Source organism: Micromonospora sp. NPDC003944 (assembly GCF_053605225.1).
In genome coordinates, this window is sequence record NZ_JBSGIV010000024.1 from 26,716 (window position 1) to 45,998 (window position 19,283).

Here is a 19,283-nt window from a genome sequence, read left to right on the forward strand (position 1 = left end):
CGGTTCCGGCGGGCACCAGCGCAGCGAGGAGAGGTCATGACCACCCATCCGGACCCGGTACGGGACACACCGGAGGCGTACTCCGCCCCGGCGCAGCCGACCGAGCCGAGCCCGGCGCAGCCGACCGCACCGGCAGGCGCTCCGGCGCAGCCGACCGCGGCCGTCTGGACCGAGGGCGTGGACACCGTGCCGCGCGCCGGTGGCACTCCGGGCGAGCTTCAGCCGTACACCGAGCTGGGCCTGCGCGACGACGAGTACGACCGGATCCGGCAGATCCTCGGCCGCCGGCCCACCCAGTCCGAGTTGGCCATGTACTCGATCATGTGGAGCGAGCACTGCTCCTACAAGTCGAGCAAGGTGCACCTGCGCCAGTTCGGCGAGAAGGCTCCGCAGAGCGACCGGCTGCTCGCCGGCATCGGTGAGAACGCCGGTGTCGTGCAGATCTCCGACGAGCTGGCGGTGACCTTCAAGGTCGAGTCGCACAACCACCCGAGCTTCGTCGAGCCCTACCAGGGCGCGGCGACCGGCGTCGGTGGCATCGTCCGGGACATCCTCGCCATGGGTGCCCGCCCGGTCGCGGTGATGGACCCGCTGCGCTTCGGTGCCGCGGACCACCCGGACACCGCCCGGGTGCTCACCGGCGTGGTCGCCGGCGTCGGTGGCTACGGCAACTGCCTGGGCCTGCCCAACATCGGTGGCGAGCTGGTCTTCGACCCCTCCTACCAGGGCAACCCGCTGCTCAACGCGCTCTGCCTGGGCGTGCTGCCGGTCGACCGGCTGCAGAACAAGGCCGCCGCCGGCCCGGGCAACGTTGTCGTACTGATGGGTGCCAAGACCGGCCGCGACGGCATCGGCGGCGTCTCGGTGCTGGCCAGCGCGACCTTCGACGAGGGCAGCGAGGCCCGCCGACCAGCAGTGCAGGTCGGTGACCCGTTCACCGAGAAGCTGCTCATCGAGGCGTGCCTCGAGCTGTACGACGGCCAACTGGTCGTCGGCATCCAGGACCTCGGCGGCGCCGGTCTGACCTGCGCACTCACCGAGACCGCCGCCGCGGCCGGCACCGGCATGCGGGTCTGGCTGGAGCGGGTTCCGCTGCGCGAGCCCTCGATGGACCCGCACGAGATCCTGGCCAGCGAGTCGCAGGAGCGGATGCTGCTCGTCGTCGAGCCGGACAAGCTCGACGCGGTGCTCAAGACCTGCGAGAAGTGGGGCGTCCTCGCCACCGCGATCGGTGAGGTCACCGCACCGGAGCCGGACGGCCGCCCGGGTCGACTGCTGATCACCTGGCAGGACCACCTGGTCGTCGACGTGCCGCCGGGTTCGCTCGTCGACGACGGCCCGGTCTACGCCCGGCCGATGCGTGAGCCGGCCGACCTGATCCTGCTCCAGGCCGACCGGGCCGAGACGCTGCCCCGCCCGGCCGACCCGGATGCGCTGCGGGAAACCGTGCTGCGCATGATCGCGTCGCCGAACCTGGCCGACAAGACCTGGGTCACCGAGCAGTACGACCGCTACGTGCTGGGCAACACCGTGCTCGCCCAGCCGGAGGACGGCGGTGTGATCCGGATCGACGAGCGCAGCGGTCTCGGCGTGGCGCTGTCGGTGGACGGCAACGGTCGGTACGCCCGCCTGGACCCGTACAACGGCACCAAGCTGGCCCTGGCCGAGGCGTACCGGAACGTGGCGGTGACCGGCGCCAAGCCGATCGCCGTGACCAACTGCCTCAACTTCGGCTCCCCGGAGGACCCGGGCGTGATGTGGCAGTTCGCCGAGGCCGTGCGCGGCCTGGCGGACGGCTGCCTCGAGCTGGGCATCCCGGTCACCGGCGGCAACGTCAGCTTCTACAACCAGACCGGCGCGGCGGCCATCCACCCGACCCCGGTTGTCGGCGTGCTGGGCGTGCTGGACAACGTGGCGGACCGGGTGCCGATGGGCTTCGTGCCGCGCGCCGGTGGCGACCACGACCAGCTCTACCTGCTCGGCGAGACGAACGTGGAGCTGTCCGGCTCGGAGTGGGCCTGGGTGACGCACGAGCACCTCGGCGGCATCCCGCCGCAGGTCGACCTGCTCCGCGAGAAGGCGCTCGCCGACCTGCTGGCCGAGGCGGCCCGGGTGGGTCACCTCAGCTCGGCGCACGACCTCTCCGACGGGGGCCTCGCGCAGAGCCTTGTCGAGTCCTGCCTGCGTCGCGGCGTCGGTGCCCGGGTCGCGGTGCCGGAGCAGTTCACCGAGGGCTCGATGCCGTTCGTCTACCTGTTCAGCGAGTCCGCCACCCGGGCGCTGGTGTCGGTGCCGCGCGGCCACGACAAGGCGTTCGCGGCGCTCTGCGCCGAGCGGGGCGTTCCGTTCGAGCTGATCGGTGTCACCGACCCGTCCGGCGGTGCGCTGGAGGTGCACGGGCAGTTCCGGATCGGCCTGGACGAGCTGCGCACCGCGCACACCGAGACGTTGCCGCGCCTCTTCGGGGGCTCGGCGGCCGTCGACGTGCCCGCGCCGGCCGCCGGTGTGGCGGGTGCGGTCGAGGCCGTGCCGCTGCCTGGAGAGCCGGCCGAGCCGGTCGACCCGGCCGAGGTCGTCTCCGAGCCGATCGCCTCTGCGGGGCCGTCCCCGCAGACCGGCGCTGTCGAGCCGATCGACTCCGAGGAGTCCGGCGCGGCGTCCGAGTCTGACCCCGGTGTCACCGAGCCGTCGCCTGACGAGCGCTGAGGCGTTGGCGGCCGCTGTCTTCGGCCAACCCGGTTCCGGTGCCCGGTTCGACTGGGGGCTGACCGGGGCGGCCGAGCTCGGTCGGGTCTGCGCGGCGCTGGTGGTGGTGGACGTCCTCTCGTTCACCACCGCCGTCGAGGTGGCGGTGGCCCGAGGCATGCGGGTGCACCCGTTCCCCTGGGGTGAGCAGGCCGCCGAGTACGCCGTCCGGGTCGGCGCGACCGCCGCGGTCGGGCGGCGGCAGACGACCGCGGAACATCCGTGGTCGCTCTCGCCCGCCGCGCTGAGCACCGCGCCGGTGGTCGCTGACCTCGTGCTGCCCTCCCCGAATGGCTCCGCAATCAGCGCCGCCGCCAGCGCCACAGGTCTGCCGGTGGTCGCGGCGTGCCTGCGCAACGCACGCGCCGTCGGGCGTTGGCTGCGCCGCCAGGGGTACGGCACGGTGGACGCCCCGATCGGCGTGGTCGCCTCGGGGGAGCGGTGGCCGGACGGGTCGCTGCGCCCGTCCGTGGAGGACCAACTCGGTGCCGCCTCGGTGCTGGACGCCCTCTCCGGCGTGCCGGGTGGGCTCTCGGTGGAGGCGGCGATGGCGCTCGCCGCGTTGGCGAGTACCCCGGATGTGCCGGCCGCCGTGCGCGGCAGCGTCTCCGGCCGTGAGTTGACCGAGAGCGGCTTCGCTGGCGACGTGGATGTCGCCGTCCGGATCGGCGTGTCCGACGTCGTGCCGGTGCTTCGGCAGGGCGTCTTCTCCGCCGCCTGACCGCCGCGCGCCCTGACCCCGGTCGCCGTGACCGCCGCGCGCCCTGACCGCCGGGCGCGGCGTTGCCCGCGGCGTTGTGATCAACTCGGGTTGCAGGAAGGCGGGCTGTCCTGCGACCCAGGACCCCCCGACTTCCTGAAACCCGAGTCGCTCTTGGAGCGAAACGGCCACCCGGAGATCCGGGTGGCCGTTTCGGCGTGCTGTGGTGGGGTCAGTCGTCGAGCCAGTCGAGGCGGCGACCGCCGCGCTCGGTCGGCGGCGGGGTGTCCGGTCGGTTCCGCCCGGCGGGCTGACCGTAGCCGCCCTGGTCGTAGCCCCGGTCGTCGTAGCCGCCGCCGCGCTGCTGCGGAGGCTCCTGGCCGTAGTTGCCGCCCTGGTCGTACCCGCCGGCCGGTTGACCGTAGCCACCGCCCTGGTCGTAGCCCCGGTCGTCGTAGCCGCCGCCGCGCTGCTGCGGAGCGTCCTGGCCGTAGTTGCCGCCCTGGTCGTACCCGCCAGCGGGTTGGCCGTAGCCGCCCTGGTCGTACCCACCGGTCTCCGGACCGCCGTAGCCAGCGGTCGGCTCGGCAGCGCGACCGCCGTACGGGGCGGCGTCGGACTGGCCGTACCCCTGCCCCTGCTCCGGCTGGTAGACGCCGGTGGCGTAGGGGTCGGAGGGGGCCGGGTACTGGGTGCTGTCGCCGGTGTACCGGCCGGTCGGCTCGTCGAACCGCTCGCCGTAGGACCCGCCGCCAGCGGGAGCCGGCGGGTAGGCGGCGGTGCCGCTCGGGGCGTCGTAGTCACGACCGCCGTAGCCGCCCCCGGATGCCGGAGCGTTGCCGTAACCGGCACCGGAGGCCGGGGCGTTGCCATAACCGGCACCGGTCGCGGCACCGTAGCCGTCACCCGCGCCGTAGCCGCCCTCCGGACCGGCCGGAGCGCCGTAGCCGCCACCCGAAGCGGGGGCGTTGCCGTAGCCGCCGGCGCCGTAGCCGCCGGGTGCCGGCTCGTCGCCGTAGCCGGCGCCGCCCCAGCCCTGCTGGCCCGCACCGCCGTACGCCTGTGCGGGCGCGCCGTACGGGTCCGGCGGGACGTCGTCGACCACCGGGCGGTGCATCATCGTCGGCGCCTCGCTCAGCGCCGCGCCGCCGACCATGGTCGGGTCCGCTCCACCACCGGGACGACCGCCGACCACCCGGGTCTGGTCGTCGGGGCCGCGGAACCCGCCGCGCGAGGGCGGCACCACACCGCCGCCGCCGGCCGCCGCCGGAGCGTCGTCGTCACCGTTCTCCCTGCGCTTCATCCAGAGCAGCACGATCGTGCCGACACCTGCGGCGACCAGAAGACCACCGAGCAGAATGATCATGTACGAGCCGAGACCGCCGCTGTCCTCGTTGTTCGCGGCGTTCGCCGGAGCGCCCTGGCTCGCCTCCTCGGTGGGCTCCTCCTCGGTGCCCTCCTCGGTGGTCGCCTCCTCGGTGGGAGTGGCCTCGGGGGTGGCGGACGGGGTGGCGCTCGGCGTCGTCTCGACCTTGATCGCGAGGCTGAGGCGCTGCCCGGTGATGGCCTGCCCGGCGCTGGCGTTCACGGACTTGAACGCCTTGATGTTGTCGAACGACGCGCCCAGGTCGATCCGGCCGGGTGCGATCGGCTTGTCGCTGGTGCCGGTGAAGCGGAAGTCGCCGCTGCCGTTGCTGGTGGCGTCATAGCGGTGACCGGCGGTGTCCTGGAGGACCACGAAGGCGTTGGGCACGGCCCTGCCGTCCCCCTGCGCGACCACCTTGCCGGAGACCGACCGTACGGTCTGGTTCTGCGGCGGCGGCGGCGCGGCCTTGCCCTTGACGGTCAGCGAGAAGGTCTTGGTGTCCGGGCCGGAGTCGGCCTCCACGGCCACGGTGACGGTCGCGGTCGCGTCGCCGGCGTTGTCGTTGGCCGCGATGCGTACCAGCTGCGACCTCGGCTGGTTGCTGAGGGCGGGGAAGTTGACGTCGCCACATCCGCTGGCGCAGCTGACTCCCGACGGCAGACCGGAGAGGCTGATCGTCGCCTTGCTGTCACCGTTACCCGGTGTTACGCGCACGGTGATCGTGGCGTCGCTGCCGGCGTTCACCGAGACCGAGCCCGGTGTTACCTCGACGCTTGCGGCCATGGCTGGTGTGGCGGGGACGGCGAGCAGAGCGCCGGCAACCAGCGCTACGACCACACCGGCCCGCTGCTTCCAGGCACGTCGGTGTGTTGACACGTCCACCGCCTTCCGGGCTGACTTCCCTCTCGCCGGCGGGGCGCCGGGCCGGGGATCATCACGGTACGAATACGCCGTCGGCAACTATGCCTTGTCCGACTGCATGAGCGCGACCCAGGGCCAGCGTCGCGTGTCTGGCCTGGGGGTCGTATCGTCCCGTCGTGTCCTCTCCGCACAGTAAGTCCGCTGCCGTTACGGCCGCGTTGTCGGCGCTCGACGAGGGGCGTACACCCGAACGGCCGGTGTTCCGAGAGGCGGTCCGGTCGTTGTTGGCCGTCCTCGCGGAGCGCGCCCCCGGCCGATCGGTGGAGGTGCGCGTCCCACCATACGGGGCGATCCAGTGCGTACCGGGGCCTCGACACACCAGAGGAAACCCACCAAACGTGGTCGAGATGGCCCCGAACACCTGGCTGGAGCTGGCGACCGGCAGGGTTTCCTGGGCCGAGGCGGTCACCGACGGTCGTGTCCAGATGAGCGGTAACCGCGCGGACCTCTCGGCGTTTCTGCCCCTCTGATCGTCCCGATGTCCCACTCGCCGTCACGCTGAGCAGGGGAATCGTGACTTTCTGTATTGACGCCGATTCGCGTACACTGTCAGGCGACGACAGTGGTCCCGGCAGAGGAGTGTGGATCCGCCCGTGATCCCCGCCCGGCCGGTCCAGACCAGCATGAGGGAGCGGTAGGTGCCCCGAGGCGACGGCCGGCTGAGCCACGACCTTGACCCCCAACGACCTGGCCCCCAAGATGCCTGCGGCGTCTTCGGCGTCTGGGCCCCCGGCGAAGAGGTCGCCAACCTGACCTACTTCGGCCTCTACGCCCTGCAGCACCGCGGCCAGGAGGCGGCGGGCATCGCGGTGAGCGACGGCTCCGGCGTCGTGGTCTACAAGGACCTCGGCCTGGTGGCGCAGGTCTTCGACGAGCCCACCCTGGCGAGCCTGCGTGGTCACCTGGCCATCGGGCACGCCCGATACTCGACCACCGGCGCATCGAACTGGGAGAACGCCCAGCCGACGATCCGGTCGACGACCTCCGGCACGACCATCGCGCTGGCCCACAACGGCAATCTGGTCAACACCGCCGAGCTGGAGAAGGAGGTCGCCGATCGCGGTCTCATCGCGGACGGTTCGACGAACGACACCTCCCTGGTGACGATGCTGCTCGCCGGTCGACCGGACCTGTCGGTCGAGGCGGCCGCGTTGGAGGTGCTGCCGCAGTTGCGCGGCGCGTTCAGCTTCGTCTTCATGGACGAGTCGACCCTCTACGCAGCCCGTGATCCGCACGGCGTCCGCCCGCTGGTGCTCGGCCGCCTGGAGCGCGGCTGGGTGGTCGCAAGCGAGACCGCCGCCCTGGACATCGTCGGCGCGAGCGTGGTGCGCGAGGTCGAGCCGGGCGAGCTGATCGCGATCGACGAGAACGGCCTGCGCTCCACCCGGTTCGCCGCGCCGGAGCCGAAGGGCTGTCTCTTCGAGTACGTCTACATCGCCCGCCCGGACGCCACGATCGCCGGGCGCAACGTCCACGCGACGCGGGTGCAGATCGGTCGGCAGTTGGCCAAGGAGCACCCGGTCGAGGCGGACCTTGTCATCGGCGTTCCGGAGTCCGGCATTCCGGCCGCGATCGGTTACGCGGAGGCGTCCGGGATCACCTACGGCGCCGGGCTGATGAAGAACCCGTACGTCGGCCGCACCTTCATCCAGCCGTCGCAGACCCTGCGTCAGCTCGGCATCCGGCTCAAGCTCAACCCGCTGCGGGAGAACGTCCGGGGCAAGCGCCTGGTGGTCGTGGACGACTCGATCGTGCGCGGCAACACCCAGCGCGCCATCGTCCGGATGCTGCGTGAGGCAGGGGCGCTGGAGGTGCACGTCCGGATCTCCTCGCCGCCGGTCAGCTGGCCGTGTTTCTACGGCATCGACTTCGCCACCCGGGCGGAGCTGCTGGCCAACGGGTTGGACAACGACGGCATCCGGCGCTCGATCGGCGCCGACACGCTGGGTTACGTTTCGCTTCCTGGTCTGATCGCCGCGACCGAGCAGCCGAAGACCCGGTTGTGTCGGGCGTGTTTCGATGGGGAGTACCCGATCGAGTTGCCGGCCGGCAACCTGATCGGTAAGCACGTGCTCGAAGGGGTGGGTCGACGCGTCGCCAACTCGGCGCTGGAGACCCCACAAACCAACGGCTCGTCCGTCGCCACTCCGGGTGGCGTTACCGCAAACCGCCCGTAGCACCAACCGGCGCGGCCCGGCTACCGCCGGCGGCACCGAGAACCAAAGGGGAGAACCGTGACGCACGTGTCCGAGCGCAGCGGCGCAGGAAGCAGCCCGACCGGCGCTGGCGGTGACCGCCAGCCGTGGACGGGCGGTGCTGGCCGCCAGGCGCGCAAACGCTCGGTCTCGTACGCCGACGCCGGCGTCTCCATCGACGCGGGCGACCGCGCGGTGGAGCTGCTCAAGTCGAAGGTGCGGCAGACCCGCCGTCCCGAGGTGCTCGGTGACCTCGGTGGCTTCGCCGGCCTGTTCCGGCTCGACACGAAGAAGTACAAGAGCCCGATCCTGGCGTCCTCCACCGACGGGGTGGGCACCAAGCTGGTGATCGCACAGCAGATGGACATTCACGACACGGTCGGCATCGACCTGGTCGCGATGGTCGTCGACGATCTGGTGGCCTGCGGTGCCGAGCCGCTCTTCCTGCTCGACTACATCGCCACCGGCGAGGTCGTACCGGACAAGGTCGCCGAGATCGGCGCGGGCATCGCCGACGGCTGCCGCTACGCGGGCTGTGCGCTGCTGGGTGGCGAGACCGCCGAGCACCCCGGCGTTCTGCGCCCGGACGAGTACGACATCTCCGCCACCGGTGTGGGTGTGGTCGAGGAGGCCGACATCCTCAGCCCCGACCGGGTCGAGGTCGGCGACGTGGTGATCGCCATGCGCTCGTCCGGTCTGCACTCCAACGGATACTCGCTGGTCCGGCACGTGCTGCTCGGTGCTGCTCGGATGCGTCTGGACATCGTGATCGACGACTTCGGCCGGCAGCGGACCCTCGGTGAGGAGCTGCTGACCCCGACCAAGATCTACGCCAAGGACTGTCTGAAGCTGATCGCCGAGGCCGAGGTGCGGGCGCTGTCCCACATCACCGGCGGCGGCATCCCCGGCAACCTGGTCCGGGTGCTGCCCGAGCACGTCGACGCGGTGGTCAACAGGTCCACCTGGAAGCCGCAGCCGATCTTCGACCTGATCCAGACGAAGGGTCGGATCGACGACCACGACATGGAGTCGACGTTCAACATGGGCGTCGGCATGTTCGCGATCGTGTCGGCCGAGGACGCCGACCGGGCGCTGGCCACCCTGACCGGCCGTGGGGTCGAGGCGTGGCAGGCCGGCGAGATCATCGAGGGCACCGGAAACGTGCAGATGGTTGGTCAGCACACCCGAGGATGATCACCCTCCGGTGATCGTACGGGCACCTGATCAGGGCTTCACCCGAGTGGCCAATGCCGCCTAGCCTGAAGGGCACCCTTCAGAGACGGTCGGGGAGCCGCGAGGCGGCTGCGGCTCCGCCGTGCTCGCCCCGAGGCTTCCCGACCGCCTCTCAGGCTAGGCGGAGGAGGGCGATGGCTGCTCGGGGGCGTTCGTTCAGCGGGATGCGCGGTCTGGCCGCCGTCCCGTCGTACGTCGTCATGCAGCCCACCACCCTCTGCAATCTCGACTGCGCGTACTGCTACCTGCCGTTCCGGGCCGTCGACCGGCGGATGCCGGTGGCGGTGGCCGAGGCGGTCGCGGCTTCGGTCAACCCCTGGGCGGCGAATGGCCGCTTCTCGGTGGTGTGGCACGGCGGTGAGCCTCTGGCCGCCGGTCGTGAGCACCTGGCCGACCTGATGGCGCCGTTCGGGTCCGAGGTCGAGCACCACGTGCAGACCAACGCCACCCTCATCGACGACGACTGGTGCGACTTCTTCGTCAAGCACGGGATGCGCGTGAGCGTGAGCGTCGACGGGCCCCGGGCGCGCAACGGCGACCGGGTGAACCGTGGCGGTCAGCCGGCGTACGACCGGATCCTGCGCGGTATCTCGGCGCTGCGCGGTCGCGGTCTGCCCTTCTCGGCGCTGGCCGTGGTGTCCCGGCCGGAGCCGGGGCTCGCCACCGAGCTGTACGACTACTTCCTCGAGCTGGGCTGCGACGTGCTTGGCGTCAACATCGAGGAGACCGAGGGGGTCAACACCCGCGACAACAGCCACGACCCGTCGGCGGTGTCCGGGTTCTGGGCGGAGCTGGTCGGCGCGTGGCGCCGGCAACCACGGATCCACCTTCGCGAGATCGAGTGGTCGTTGCGCTACGCCGCGGCGGTGCTCGACAACTCGGCGGACGGGGTGCTGCCCCGCCACCTGGACCCGATCCCGACGATCGGTCACGACGGCTCGGTGATCGTTCTCTCCCCCGAGTTGGCGGGCTTCACCGACCCCCGCTACGGCGACTTCAGCAGCGGCAACGTGCTGACGACCCCGCTGGCGCAGATCCTCGGCAACGCGGCGGCGACCCCGTGGGTGGGCGAGTTCCTGACCGGGGTGGAGGCGTGCCGGGCGTCCTGCCCGTACTTCGGCTTCTGTGGCGGCGGCCATGCCGCCAACCGTTACTTCGAGCTGGGGCGTTTTGACGGTACGGAGACCGAGCACTGCCGCAACAGCAAGATCCGCCTATTGGAGGGAGTGTTGGAGCATGCCCGAGACCACCAGTCACCGGCGGCCTGAGCGCGAAGCGGACGACGGAGTCACCGAACGGGTGCGGGGCGCGGCTCACGGGCTCGTCGCGCTGCTCCAGGAGGCAGAGGACGCACGGCGGCTGCGCTCGGAGGTGTCGGGCGGCGACGGCTCCAGCGCGGTCTGCGCCTGGAACCACTTCGAGAACATCCCGACGTTCTACAACTGGAACAACCGCCCGCGCTGAGGGAGCCGTGGTCAGGGGCCTGTCGAGCGGCCGGAGTGGCTCCGGTCGGGCCAGGCCCCTGATCGTCGGCGACTGCACCTGCACGGGACGTGGGTGAGCACGCGGAGGTTACCGCGTGCTCAGCTGCGTCGAGAGGTCAGCGGGTCGGACGGACCCAGGGATCCGGATCGTCGTCCGCGTGATCCTCATCATCGTCGTCGACGAACTCTTTAGAGTCGTCGTCGAAGTGGTGCTCAGACTTACCAGCACCCGCCAGTTCGCGCTGCAAGGCGGTGAGGTCGGTGTTCGGGGAGTGGTACTTCAACTCCCGCGCCACCTTAGTCTGCTTGGCCTTAGCACGGCCGCGCCCCATGGCTCGACCCCCTCGCACAGAATGCGGGGCAGCCCGAAGGCGGGCCCCGATGACGTCAGGCATCTCTCGTGGCTCTTACGGTACATGGGGATGCCACCGTTCGGCACCTCGGGTTACCGTCAGCCGGCTCTGCGCGTCGCGTCGATCCGGCCGTTACCCAGTGTACCGGGTAAGGAGCGGAACGGTTAGCACCCGTGACACCGGACAAACCGCATCAAACTTGAAACCCGGGCTCAGCTTACCGAGCCGCACGGGCCCCCGGGGGCCCGGAGGCGGATCTCGTCGATCCGCCTCCGGGAGCGTTCAGCGCAGGTGGATCGAGCGCAGCCGGCCGACGTCCGCCATCCGCCGCTCCGCAAGCCGGTCGGCGGCCACCGCCGGCGGCACGCCCTCGGCGTCGGCCAGGTGCAGGATCTCGCGGGTGGTGTCGTAGATCCGCGTCGCCCTCAGCTTCGCCCGGTCGAAGTTGAAGCCCTCGATCTCGTCGGCCACCTGGATGACGCCGCCTGCGTTGACCACGTAGTCCGGGGTGTAGAGGATGCCCCGGTCGGCAAGCAGCTTCTCGATGCCCGGGTGGGCGAGTTGGTTGTTGGCCGCCCCGGTCACCACCTTCGCGCGCAACGCCGGCACGGTGTCGTCGTTCAGGGCGCCGCCGAGCGCGCACGGGGCGTACACGTCGAGGTCCGCGGCGACCAGCGCGCTGGAGTCGTCGACGAGGGTGACCTCCGGGTGGTTGGTGCGCACCCAGGCCAACGCCTTCGGGTTGACGTCGGTGGCGACCACCTCGGCGCCGTCCTCGAGCAGGTGCCCGGTGAGGTACTTGCCGACCTTGCCCAGCCCGGCCACGCCGACCCGCCGGCCCCGCAGGCTCGGGGTGCCCCACACGTGCTCGGCCGCGGCCCGCATCCCCTGGAAGACACCCCAGGCGGTGAGGATCGACGAGTCGCCCGCGCCACCGTGTTCCACGCTGCGCCCGGTCACGAAGCGGGTCTCCCGGGCCACGACGTCCATGTCCGCCACGTACGTGCCGACATCGCAGGCGGTGTAGTACCGGCCGCCGAGCGACTCCACGAAGCGCCCGTACGCGCGCAGCAGCGCCTCGCTCTTGATCTGCTCCGGGTCACCCCAGATGACGGCCTTGCCGCCGCCCAGGTCCAGCCCGGCGAGCGCGTTCTTGTACGCCATCCCGCGCGACAGGTCCAGCACGTCGGCGAGGGCGTCGTCCTCGCTCGCGTACGGGTAGAAGCGGGTGCCGCCGAGCGCCGGGCCCAGCGCGGTGGAGTAGATGCCGATGATCGCCTTCAGGCCGCTCTGCTTGTCCTGGCAGAACACGACCTGCTCGTGCCCGGTCGATATCGGGTCGTCGGTGCTCGCGAATACACCCATGGTTGGCTCCTACGGTGGTGTGCGTCCTTGTGGAACGCGGACCTGGTGGACCCCGGCGGGGATGCTGCCGGTGTCGTCGAGCCTAGTATCGGCCGCCGTGCGGGCGCTCGACGCGCCACCGCCGTCCCACGGTGCGGCGCGCGTGCTCCGGCCGCTGACCGCGTACGGGCGTGGTTCGTGGGAGGATCGCGCGGTGCCGTCGCTCTTCGCTTCTTACCTGCGGGTGTACGAACCGTTGGCCGCCTTCGATCGAGACCGGCAGAGCTACTGGCGCCGCTACGTCTCGGAGGGGCGCGCGGTCGCCCCGGTCGAGGGGCCCGGTCGGCAGCGGACGGCGGTGATCGAGGCGCTGGGTGCCGGCTGGACCCGGCTGCCGGACCTGCCGGAGGAGGCGTACGTCCTGGAGACGGACGACAGCCTGCTGGTCTGCCCGTGGAACCTGCGCATCCGGGTCGCTGAGGCGGCGCTCAGCGCCCGGGACGGGGTGCCCTCGGTGCTCGCCGACGCCTTCGTGCCGCCGGTGCTCGCCGGGCAGGCCAGGGCGGTGGTGGACGACTGGCGCAGTGGCGCCCGGGTGCTTGAGCACGGGGTGCCGCGGGTGCACGAGCAGATCGCCACCTGGGGCGTACCGCTGCGGTGGTTCGTGCTCTTCGACCCGTCGGAGCGGGACCTGGTCACCCAGTCGGGCCGCCGGGCGTTGCGCTACCGCACCGAGATCTCCAAGGCTCGACGGCGCTCGTCCAGGGCGCTGTCGGTGCTGCGCAAGTCGGTGGGCGAGGCGCCGATCACCGAGGCGGTGGAGGAGGCGGCCCGCTGGCTGGAGGAGTTCCATCCACGGTCCGTTGTCGAACTGGACTACGGCGGTCTGGTCGACCTGCTCTCCGACGAGACCCTCGCGGCGGACGACTCGCCCGAGCTGGTCGCCGGCGGCCTGGCGGGGCTGTCGCGCGGGGAGGCCGAGGAGGCGTCCGCCGCGTACGACAAGTTGGTGGCACGGTGGCGCGCGGTGCAGCTGTTGGAGCGGTGCAATTAGGGGCATAAAGCCCTAGGAGCGCTCCCAAGGTGAGGTGCACTCGTAGTTGACGCATCACGAACCGTGATCATGAGTCCGAATAAGGTAGTTTCTGCCGTGTAAAAGTCGTAAAAATCGGGCATGGTTCATCCGTCCGTCTAGGGACCTTCATCCGTTCGGCCCATGTCGGACATCGGGGACTAGCCGGACCATGGGAGACGCGTCGGCCGGCGGGACCCCGGCCGATGTCTATACATGTGGAGGAGTGACCGATGGCATCGCGAACGCACGAACCAGAGCCGCTACTCACGCCGGCCGAGGTGGCGTCGATGTTCCGGGTCGACCCGAAGACGGTGACCCGGTGGGCCAAGGCTGGCAAGCTCAGTGCCATCCGCACCCTGGGTGGCCACCGTCGGTACCGTGAGTCGGAGGTCAGGGCGCTGCTGCAGGGCCAGATCCCGCAGCAGCGGCAGGGCGACTGAGCCGGCGACAGTTCTACGTCAGGGGCGGTGGATCTCGGTCCGCCGCCCCTTTCCATGCCCAGTGAGCACGACGGCGGCCGCCGGTCAGCGCTGCGGCTCGGCCAACGTCACCCGGATGCCGACCGTGCGGCCCTCGCCGTGGCGCAACCGGCTGCCCAGCAGGCTCAGCCGACCGATCAGGCGGTACTTGTGCTTGAGCAGGTCACGGACCCGACCGGTGTCGGCGCTCCCGTAGATCGTCGCGTGAGCTGGCACCTCCATCCCGTGCGGTCGACCCCGCACGTCGCAGGGCGCCACCGTCACGTCGCCGTTGTGACGGATCCGCTTCACCTTGCCCGAGTCGGCCCGGGTCCAGACCGCCAACGCCTCACCGTCGCGTACCGCCCAGACCGGGGTCGGCACCGCCCGACCGTCCCTGCGGAAGGTCGTGAGCAGGATGTACTTCTCGGCCGACAGCCGGTCCAGCATGGTCACGCCGCCAGGATACGGCCGCTACAGGCCGCTGAGTGGCCGGATAGCGTGAACGCCGTGACGGTTGAGCCTCTAATCGGTGACGTGGTCGGCGAGCTGCTGCGGGACACTCTCGCGGTGGCCACCGGGGTGGGTCCCCGGCCGCTTGTCGGTGGTCGACTGCCGCGACCGGTCATCGAGATCATCGAGCGGGACGACGGCCTGATCAACGGCGCCCCGGCCGCGCACTACCTGGACCAGCCTGCGGAATGGCAGCCGTACGACCACCGCGCTTTCGACCGGGCGCGCGGCGAGACGCTCGACATCGGCACCGGCGCCGGCCGGATCGCGCTGCTGCTGCAGGAGCGCGGCGTACCGGTCACCGGGCTGGACACCTCCGCGGGCGCACTCGAGGTGAGCCGGCGTCGGGGCGTCCGGCGACTGGTGCACGGCACCGTCGACACGCACATCGCCGACGGTCCGCGTTACGACACGTTCCTGCTGCTCGGTAACAATCTCGGGCTGTTCGAGGGCCGCGAGCGCGCCCCCCGCTTCCTGGCCGCGCTCGCCGCGCTGGCCCGACCTGGCGCGCAGATCATCGCGCAGGGCACCGACCCGTACGGCACCCGCGACCCACTGCACACCGGCTACCACGAGCGCAACCGTCGGCGCGGCCGGCTCGGTGGCCAGCTACGGCTGCGGCTGCGCTACCGCGAGTTGAGCACCGAGTGGTTCGACTATCTGGTCTGCTCGGCTGACGAGTTTGCAAGTCTGGTGCACGGCTCCGGCTGGCGGCTGACCGATGTGGACGATCGCGACGCCCCCTACTACCTGGCGACCCTGCGTCTCGTCGACTGAGCTGAGTGCCGACGGCCCCTGCGATCCGTGCTCGAAGCGGAGGCAGGGGCCGTCGTACGTCTCAGACCTGGACGGTCGGGGGGAGCTGCTCGGGCGGCAGGCCGCCGTCGCCGTCGACCACCTCGTCCGGCTGGCCGTCCTCGTCGATGTCGACCATGGTGATGTCCACCTTGCCGTCACCGTCGGTGTCGAACTGGAACAGGTCGGCCTTGCCGTCGCCGTCGGTGTCCACCACCCACACGTCGGTCTTGCCGTCGTTGTTGGTGTCGGCGCGCAGCAGCTCGACCCGCTCGTCACCCCGGGTCTCCACGATCTCGGTGTCGGTGTCGGTGACGCTCTCCGGTGCCTGGCTCATGTCGATGTGGTCCTTCCCTCGGTTGACGGGCCGTCATTACCCGATCCGGCGCTCCCCCACGCATGGGCCGGGTCGTCGCGCTGTCTAGGGTCGCACCATGAGCGAGCGGAGCGGACGGGACACCCGGGCCGGTGCGGCGGGGACCCCGCGCACCGGCGGACGGGACAGGGAGGCGTGATGGGCGATCGTTTCGTGGTCGTCGGTGCCGGCACGATGGGGCTCGGCATCGCGTACGTGGCCGCCGGCGCCGGGCACGCCGTCGAGCTGGTCGAGGTGGACCCCGACCGGGGTGCGGCGGCCCTGAACCGGCTCGCCGAGCTGTGGGAGCGGGCGGTGCAGCGCGGGAAGCTGAGCGCTGACGAGGCCGCCACCAACCGGCAACGGGTGACGCTGCGTCCGACCCTCGCCGACGTCGCTCCCGCCCCACAGGTGATCGTGGAGGCGGTGCCGGAGCGTCTCGACCTGAAGCGGGCGGTGCTGCGGGAGGCCGCCGCTCTGCACCCGGAACTGCTGGGCAGCAACACGTCGAGCATCGCCATCGGCGAACTGGCCGCCGAGCTGGACGCGCCCGAGCGCTTCCTCGGCCTGCACTTCTTCAACCCGGTCTGGGCGATGACACTGCTGGAGATCGTGGTCGGCCCGGCCACCGCCGAGGAGACCACCACCGCGGCCGTCGCGCTCGCCGGTCGGCTTGGCAAGGACCCCGTCGTCGTACGCGACATGCCCGGCTTCGCCACCTCCCGACTCGGGGTCACCCTCGGGCTGGAGGCGATCCGGATGGTCGCCGACGGGGTGGCCAGCCCGGCGGACATCGACAAGGCCATGGTGCTCGGTTACCGGCATCCGATCGGGCCGTTGGAGCTCACCGACCTGGTCGGCCTCGACGTGCGGCTGGACATCGCCCGCACGCTGCAGAACGCGTACGGGGACCGCTTCGCGCCACCGCCGCTGCTCGTGGAGATGGTGGCCGCGGGTCGGCTGGGCAAGAAGTCGGGGCACGGCTTCTACCACTGGGAAGCCGGCGTCAAGCAATGACCGGATTGCGGATCGAGGAGTTGCCGGACCGGCTGGTGGTCACCCTGGACCGGCCGGAGAAGCGCAACGCCATCGACGCCGACCTGATCGCCGAGCTGCACCAGGTCTGCGCCGAGTTGGAGGCGCGCCCGCGCCTGCTGCTGCTCACCGGCGGCGCGGAGGGCATCTTCGCTGGTGGCGCTGACATCGGCCAGCTCCGCGAACGGGGTCGCACGGACGCTCTCGCCGCGATCAACTCGGCCGCCTTCGCGCGCATCCGGGCGTTGCCGATGCCGACCGTGGCGGCCGTCGACGGCCCGGCGTTGGGCGGTGGCGCGGAGCTGGCGTACGCCTGCGATCTTCGGGTGTGCACGGCGCGGGCGGTCTTCGGCCAGCCGGAGGTGCGGTTGGGCATCCTGGCCGGCGCTGGCGCGACCCACCGGCTGCCCGCGTTGGTCGGCGAGGGCCGGGCCAAGGAGTTGCTCTTCACCGGCCGCCGGGTGGACGCCGCCGAGGCGCTGCGGATCGGGCTGGTGAACCGGGTCGTGGACGAGCCCGGCGAGCTGCTGACGGTGGCGCACGCGCTACTGGACGAGATCGCCCTGGGCTCACCGTTGGCGGTGCGGCTGACCAAGTTGGCGGTGGACGCGCCCGCCGCCGCGCACCCGCATCTCGACCTGGTCAGCCAGGCGGTGCTCTTCGAGGACGACGAGAAGCGGCGCCGGATGACCGAGTTTCTGGAGCGCCGCCGGCCGCGCTGATCCCGCGTACCAGAAACGGCCGCACCGGCGGGAAGCCGGTGCGGCCGTCGTGGATGTGTCGGTGCCGCCTACTGCCGGATCTGTACCCCGGCGTCGGCCAGGCCACGAATCACCTGGGCGGACTCACCGAAGCCGATGATCAGCACGGCGTCCGCGCCGAACGTCTTGATCTCCTTCGCGCCGCTGCTGAAGTCGACAGGCGCCGCCTTCGCGTCGGCCGGCGGCTCGTACGTCATCAGCTTGAGTCGGTCGCCGGCGACACCGGCCTTCTCCAACTCGTCGCGGACGGTGGCCTGGAGGCCCTCACCGTAGGAGTCCTTGCGGGCGACGATGACGATCTTCTGTGACCCGTCGCGCAGGATCACGTCGGCCAGCGCCCGGCCCTGGAGGCTGTCCGGAGGGGCGGTGCGGAAGTAGAGGCCCTGGTCGTCCGCATCGGTCAGGCTGCTGTCGGTGTTCGACGGGGAGAAGAGGATCTTCCCGGCCGCCACCACGTCCGGCAGCACCGCCCGGGAGATTCCCGAACCACCCGCGCCGATGATCACGCTGACGCCGTCCGTCACGTGCTTCGCCACCGTCGCCTTGGCCACGGCCGGGTTCGTGCCGTCGTCGCCGTCCAGCCACGTCACCGGCTTGCCCAGCGCGCCGCCGGCGGCGTTGATCTCCTTGATCGCCAGCGCGGCGCCGGCGGCCATCGGCGGGTAGGCGATCGCGAGGTCACCCGTCTTCGGCAGCAGGCCGCCCAGGACCAACGGCTCCTGGTCGTCGTTGCCACCCGGGCGCTGCTTCTTGGGCTTCGGCGGCGTCTTGGTGCTCGCCGCCGACTCGATGCCCGCGCCGACGAACTCGGTCTTGCCGTCGTTGATCTGCTGCCCGTCGAAGGTCAGCGTGGCGTAGCTCGCCGTGGCCGGCTCACCCTTGTCGGTGAAACCCGCGCGGGTCAGCGACACGCCCCGGTACTCGACGTCCTGCCCGTTACGGGCCAGCGCGAGACAGCTCGCCGGGTCCTCGCAGCGCTGCCCGTCGTTCGTCACGGCGACGATCTGCTTCGTGATGGCGGCCGGATCGGTGCTGCCAGCCAACTGGGCGGCGAGCACGGCGATCACCACCGCGTCGTACGTCTCGGCGGAGTACAGGTAGTCCGTCAGCGCCGGATTGATGCCTTTGAGCCGGCCCTTGAAGTCCTCGGGCAGCGGAACGAGGGGCGTGGTGCCCTTCATCCCGTCGACGAGGTTGGCCCGCTCCTTCAACTCCGCAGGATAGGAGTTGAGCATGTTTCCGTCCGTGCCGTAGAGGCGCACCTGTTGGGCGCTCGCCTCCTCGGGCTTGTCATCCCCGCAAGCGCTTGTGGCGAGCAGGATCGTCGCGCAGGCAGCCAGTGTGGCTACCCGCGAACGGCGTGATACGAACATGGTCGTCCTTCCTCCGGCGAAGGTCCGCTGCGCACATTAGCGTGCCGACGCCGACGGCGGGACCGTGGAGGTGGCGTAATGCGCAGGTAACTCGCGTTGCATACGGAGAGTGACGATTGCCGGAGGGCTTGACCACCAGTCCTACTGTGCGCTGCGTGACTGACCTACCACAGCAGACGTTCGATGACGCGGCCGCCGTGCTCCGTTCGGCGCTCGCCGGCGATGGAGACGCGGTGGTGGGAGCATTCGACGCGGTCGTCGACCGGGCCGGCCTGAACGGCGCGTACGGAGTCGCCTGGTGCCTGGCCGCGACCATGCTCGGTGACGCGCCGGAGGCCAGCGGCGCGGCGCTCGACTTCCCGGGAATCGACCAGGCCGGGTACGACACCCGGTGGGTGGCCCGCTTCGTCAGCGCGTACGCGAACCAGGACGAACCGACAGGTGAGGCGCTGTTCGGCGCGGCGGCCGCGGACGGGCTGCTCCCCGACTGCCTGCTCACCCTTGCCGGCTCGACGATCGCCACCCTGCGCAGCCGCGCCGGGTGAGCGGCCGGACCGGGCGCTGCGCCGATGGGACG

The 19,283-nt window shown here is 71.2% G+C and carries 19 protein-coding genes; 13 read left to right on the forward strand and 6 right to left on the reverse strand.

Going from position 1 to position 19,283, the window contains the following annotated elements; translation table 11 throughout:
- Positions 1-36: 36 nt before the first annotated feature.
- On the forward strand, positions 37-2,706 hold the full coding sequence (gene purL, locus ACWER9_RS14410) for a phosphoribosylformylglycinamidine synthase subunit PurL (RefSeq protein ID WP_452302280.1): 2,670 nt from the start codon (positions 37-39) through the stop codon (positions 2,704-2,706).
- A gap of 4 nt (positions 2,707-2,710) precedes the next feature.
- Positions 2,711-3,466: a 2-phosphosulfolactate phosphatase gene (locus tag ACWER9_RS14415; RefSeq protein ID WP_452302323.1), complete on the forward strand. Its 756-nt coding sequence runs from the start codon at positions 2,711-2,713 to the stop codon at positions 3,464-3,466.
- A 211-nt stretch (positions 3,467-3,677) separates the two neighbouring features.
- On the opposite strand, the gene ACWER9_RS14420 is transcribed toward ACWER9_RS14415, so the two are convergent.
- A complete protein-coding gene (locus ACWER9_RS14420) occupies positions 3,678-5,687 on the reverse strand; it encodes a carboxypeptidase-like regulatory domain-containing protein (RefSeq protein WP_452302281.1) in 2,010 nt (669 codons plus the stop codon).
- 161 nt (positions 5,688-5,848) lie between these two features.
- Here ACWER9_RS14420 and ACWER9_RS14425 point away from each other — a divergent pair, with 161 nt between their 5' ends.
- The 5 genes from ACWER9_RS14425 to amcA all read left to right on the forward strand — a co-directional run bounded on the left by ACWER9_RS14425 (position 5,849) and on the right by amcA (position 10,624).
- Positions 5,849-6,202 carry a sterol carrier family protein gene (locus ACWER9_RS14425; protein WP_357348082.1) on the forward strand — a complete coding sequence of 118 codons (354 nt, stop codon included), beginning with the start codon at positions 5,849-5,851 and terminating at the stop codon, positions 6,200-6,202.
- A 168-nt stretch (positions 6,203-6,370) separates the two neighbouring features.
- Complete coding sequence (gene purF / locus ACWER9_RS14430; protein WP_452302282.1) at positions 6,371-7,909, forward strand: amidophosphoribosyltransferase; 1,539 nt, start codon at positions 6,371-6,373, stop codon at positions 7,907-7,909.
- Between the two features lie 57 nt (positions 7,910-7,966).
- Positions 7,967-9,121 carry a phosphoribosylformylglycinamidine cyclo-ligase gene (gene purM, locus ACWER9_RS14435; RefSeq protein ID WP_091396042.1) on the forward strand — a complete coding sequence of 385 codons (1,155 nt, stop codon included), beginning with the start codon at positions 7,967-7,969 and terminating at the stop codon, positions 9,119-9,121.
- Positions 9,122-9,324: 203 nt separating this feature from the next.
- Complete coding sequence (gene amcB, locus ACWER9_RS14440; protein ID WP_452302324.1) at positions 9,325-10,428, forward strand: cyclophane-forming radical SAM peptide maturase AmcB; 1,104 nt, start codon at positions 9,325-9,327, stop codon at positions 10,426-10,428.
- Entirely contained in the window at positions 10,397-10,624 is a 228-nt protein-coding gene (gene amcA / locus ACWER9_RS14445) for a multiple cyclophane-containing RiPP AmcA (RefSeq protein ID WP_357348079.1), read from the forward strand. The genes amcB and amcA overlap by 32 nt, the downstream gene beginning before the upstream one ends.
- 136 nt (positions 10,625-10,760) lie before the next feature.
- On the opposite strand, the gene ACWER9_RS14450 is transcribed toward amcA, so the two are convergent.
- Positions 10,761-10,976, reverse strand: coding sequence for a DUF3073 domain-containing protein (locus ACWER9_RS14450; RefSeq protein ID WP_030332207.1), 216 nt, complete (start codon positions 10,974-10,976; stop codon positions 10,761-10,763).
- Positions 10,977-11,279: 303 nt separating this feature from the next.
- Positions 11,280-12,362 (reverse strand): Leu/Phe/Val dehydrogenase, encoded by a 1,083-nt coding sequence (locus tag ACWER9_RS14455; protein WP_452302283.1) that lies wholly within the window; start codon positions 12,360-12,362, stop codon positions 11,280-11,282.
- A 193-nt stretch (positions 12,363-12,555) separates the two neighbouring features.
- Between ACWER9_RS14455 and ACWER9_RS14460 the strand changes: the two genes are divergently transcribed.
- Both ACWER9_RS14460 and ACWER9_RS14465 read left to right on the forward strand, forming a co-directional pair.
- Positions 12,556-13,395, forward strand: a complete 840-nt coding sequence (locus ACWER9_RS14460; RefSeq protein WP_452302325.1) for a hypothetical protein — start codon at positions 12,556-12,558, stop codon at positions 13,393-13,395.
- Positions 13,396-13,646: 251 nt separating this feature from the next.
- A complete protein-coding gene (locus tag ACWER9_RS14465) occupies positions 13,647-13,856 on the forward strand; it encodes a BldC family transcriptional regulator (RefSeq protein ID WP_007073996.1) in 210 nt (69 codons plus the stop codon).
- 84 nt (positions 13,857-13,940) lie between these two features.
- Here the strand turns inward: ACWER9_RS14465 and ACWER9_RS14470 are convergent, their stop codons facing one another.
- Positions 13,941-14,330: a PPOX class F420-dependent oxidoreductase gene (locus ACWER9_RS14470; RefSeq protein ID WP_452302284.1), complete on the reverse strand. Its 390-nt coding sequence runs from the start codon at positions 14,328-14,330 to the stop codon at positions 13,941-13,943.
- A 54-nt stretch (positions 14,331-14,384) separates the two neighbouring features.
- Here ACWER9_RS14470 and ACWER9_RS14475 point away from each other — a divergent pair, with 54 nt between their 5' ends.
- On the forward strand, positions 14,385-15,164 hold the full coding sequence (locus ACWER9_RS14475) for a class I SAM-dependent methyltransferase (protein ID WP_452302285.1): 780 nt from the start codon (positions 14,385-14,387) through the stop codon (positions 15,162-15,164).
- A 61-nt stretch (positions 15,165-15,225) separates the two neighbouring features.
- On the opposite strand, the gene ACWER9_RS14480 is transcribed toward ACWER9_RS14475, so the two are convergent.
- Positions 15,226-15,519: a hypothetical protein gene (locus tag ACWER9_RS14480; RefSeq protein ID WP_452302286.1), complete on the reverse strand. Its 294-nt coding sequence runs from the start codon at positions 15,517-15,519 to the stop codon at positions 15,226-15,228.
- A gap of 177 nt (positions 15,520-15,696) precedes the next feature.
- On the opposite strand from ACWER9_RS14480, the gene ACWER9_RS14485 reads away from it, so the two are divergent.
- Entirely contained in the window at positions 15,697-16,554 is an 858-nt protein-coding gene (locus ACWER9_RS14485) for a 3-hydroxyacyl-CoA dehydrogenase family protein (RefSeq protein WP_452302287.1), read from the forward strand.
- Positions 16,551-17,294 (forward strand): enoyl-CoA hydratase/isomerase family protein, encoded by a 744-nt coding sequence (locus ACWER9_RS14490; protein WP_452302288.1) that lies wholly within the window; start codon positions 16,551-16,553, stop codon positions 17,292-17,294. Before ACWER9_RS14485 ends, ACWER9_RS14490 begins: the two co-directional genes overlap by 4 nt.
- A gap of 68 nt (positions 17,295-17,362) precedes the next feature.
- Here the strand turns inward: ACWER9_RS14490 and ACWER9_RS14495 are convergent, their stop codons facing one another.
- Positions 17,363-18,706, reverse strand: coding sequence for an ABC transporter substrate-binding protein (locus ACWER9_RS14495; protein WP_452302289.1), 1,344 nt, complete (start codon positions 18,704-18,706; stop codon positions 17,363-17,365).
- 155 nt (positions 18,707-18,861) lie between these two features.
- Here ACWER9_RS14495 and ACWER9_RS14500 point away from each other — a divergent pair, with 155 nt between their 5' ends.
- A complete protein-coding gene (locus ACWER9_RS14500) occupies positions 18,862-19,251 on the forward strand; it encodes a hypothetical protein (protein WP_452302290.1) in 390 nt (129 codons plus the stop codon).
- Positions 19,252-19,283 lie beyond the last annotated feature (32 nt).

Bases quoted from the DNA above. Each gene is read 5' to 3' on its own strand.
- amcB (WP_452302324.1), top strand. From the start codon at position 9,325: ATGCGCGGTCTGGCCGCCGTCCCGTCGTACGTCGTCATGCAGCCCACC.
- ACWER9_RS14455 (WP_452302283.1), bottom strand. From the start codon at position 12,362: ATGGGTGTATTCGCGAGCACCGACGACCCGATATCGACCGGGCACGAG.
- ACWER9_RS14480 (WP_452302286.1), bottom strand. From the start codon at position 15,519: ATGAGCCAGGCACCGGAGAGCGTCACCGACACCGACACCGAGATCGTG.
- ACWER9_RS14485 (WP_452302287.1), top strand. From the start codon at position 15,697: ATGGGCGATCGTTTCGTGGTCGTCGGTGCCGGCACGATGGGGCTCGGC.
- ACWER9_RS14490 (WP_452302288.1), top strand. From the start codon at position 16,551: ATGACCGGATTGCGGATCGAGGAGTTGCCGGACCGGCTGGTGGTCACC.
- ACWER9_RS14450 (WP_030332207.1), bottom strand. From the start codon at position 10,976: ATGGGGCGCGGCCGTGCTAAGGCCAAGCAGACTAAGGTGGCGCGGGAG.
- ACWER9_RS14465 (WP_007073996.1), top strand. From the start codon at position 13,647: ATGGCATCGCGAACGCACGAACCAGAGCCGCTACTCACGCCGGCCGAG.
- amcA (WP_357348079.1), top strand. From the start codon at position 10,397: ATGCCCGAGACCACCAGTCACCGGCGGCCTGAGCGCGAAGCGGACGAC.
- ACWER9_RS14495 (WP_452302289.1), bottom strand. From the start codon at position 18,706: ATGTTCGTATCACGCCGTTCGCGGGTAGCCACACTGGCTGCCTGCGCG.
- purL (WP_452302280.1), top strand. From the start codon at position 37: ATGACCACCCATCCGGACCCGGTACGGGACACACCGGAGGCGTACTCC.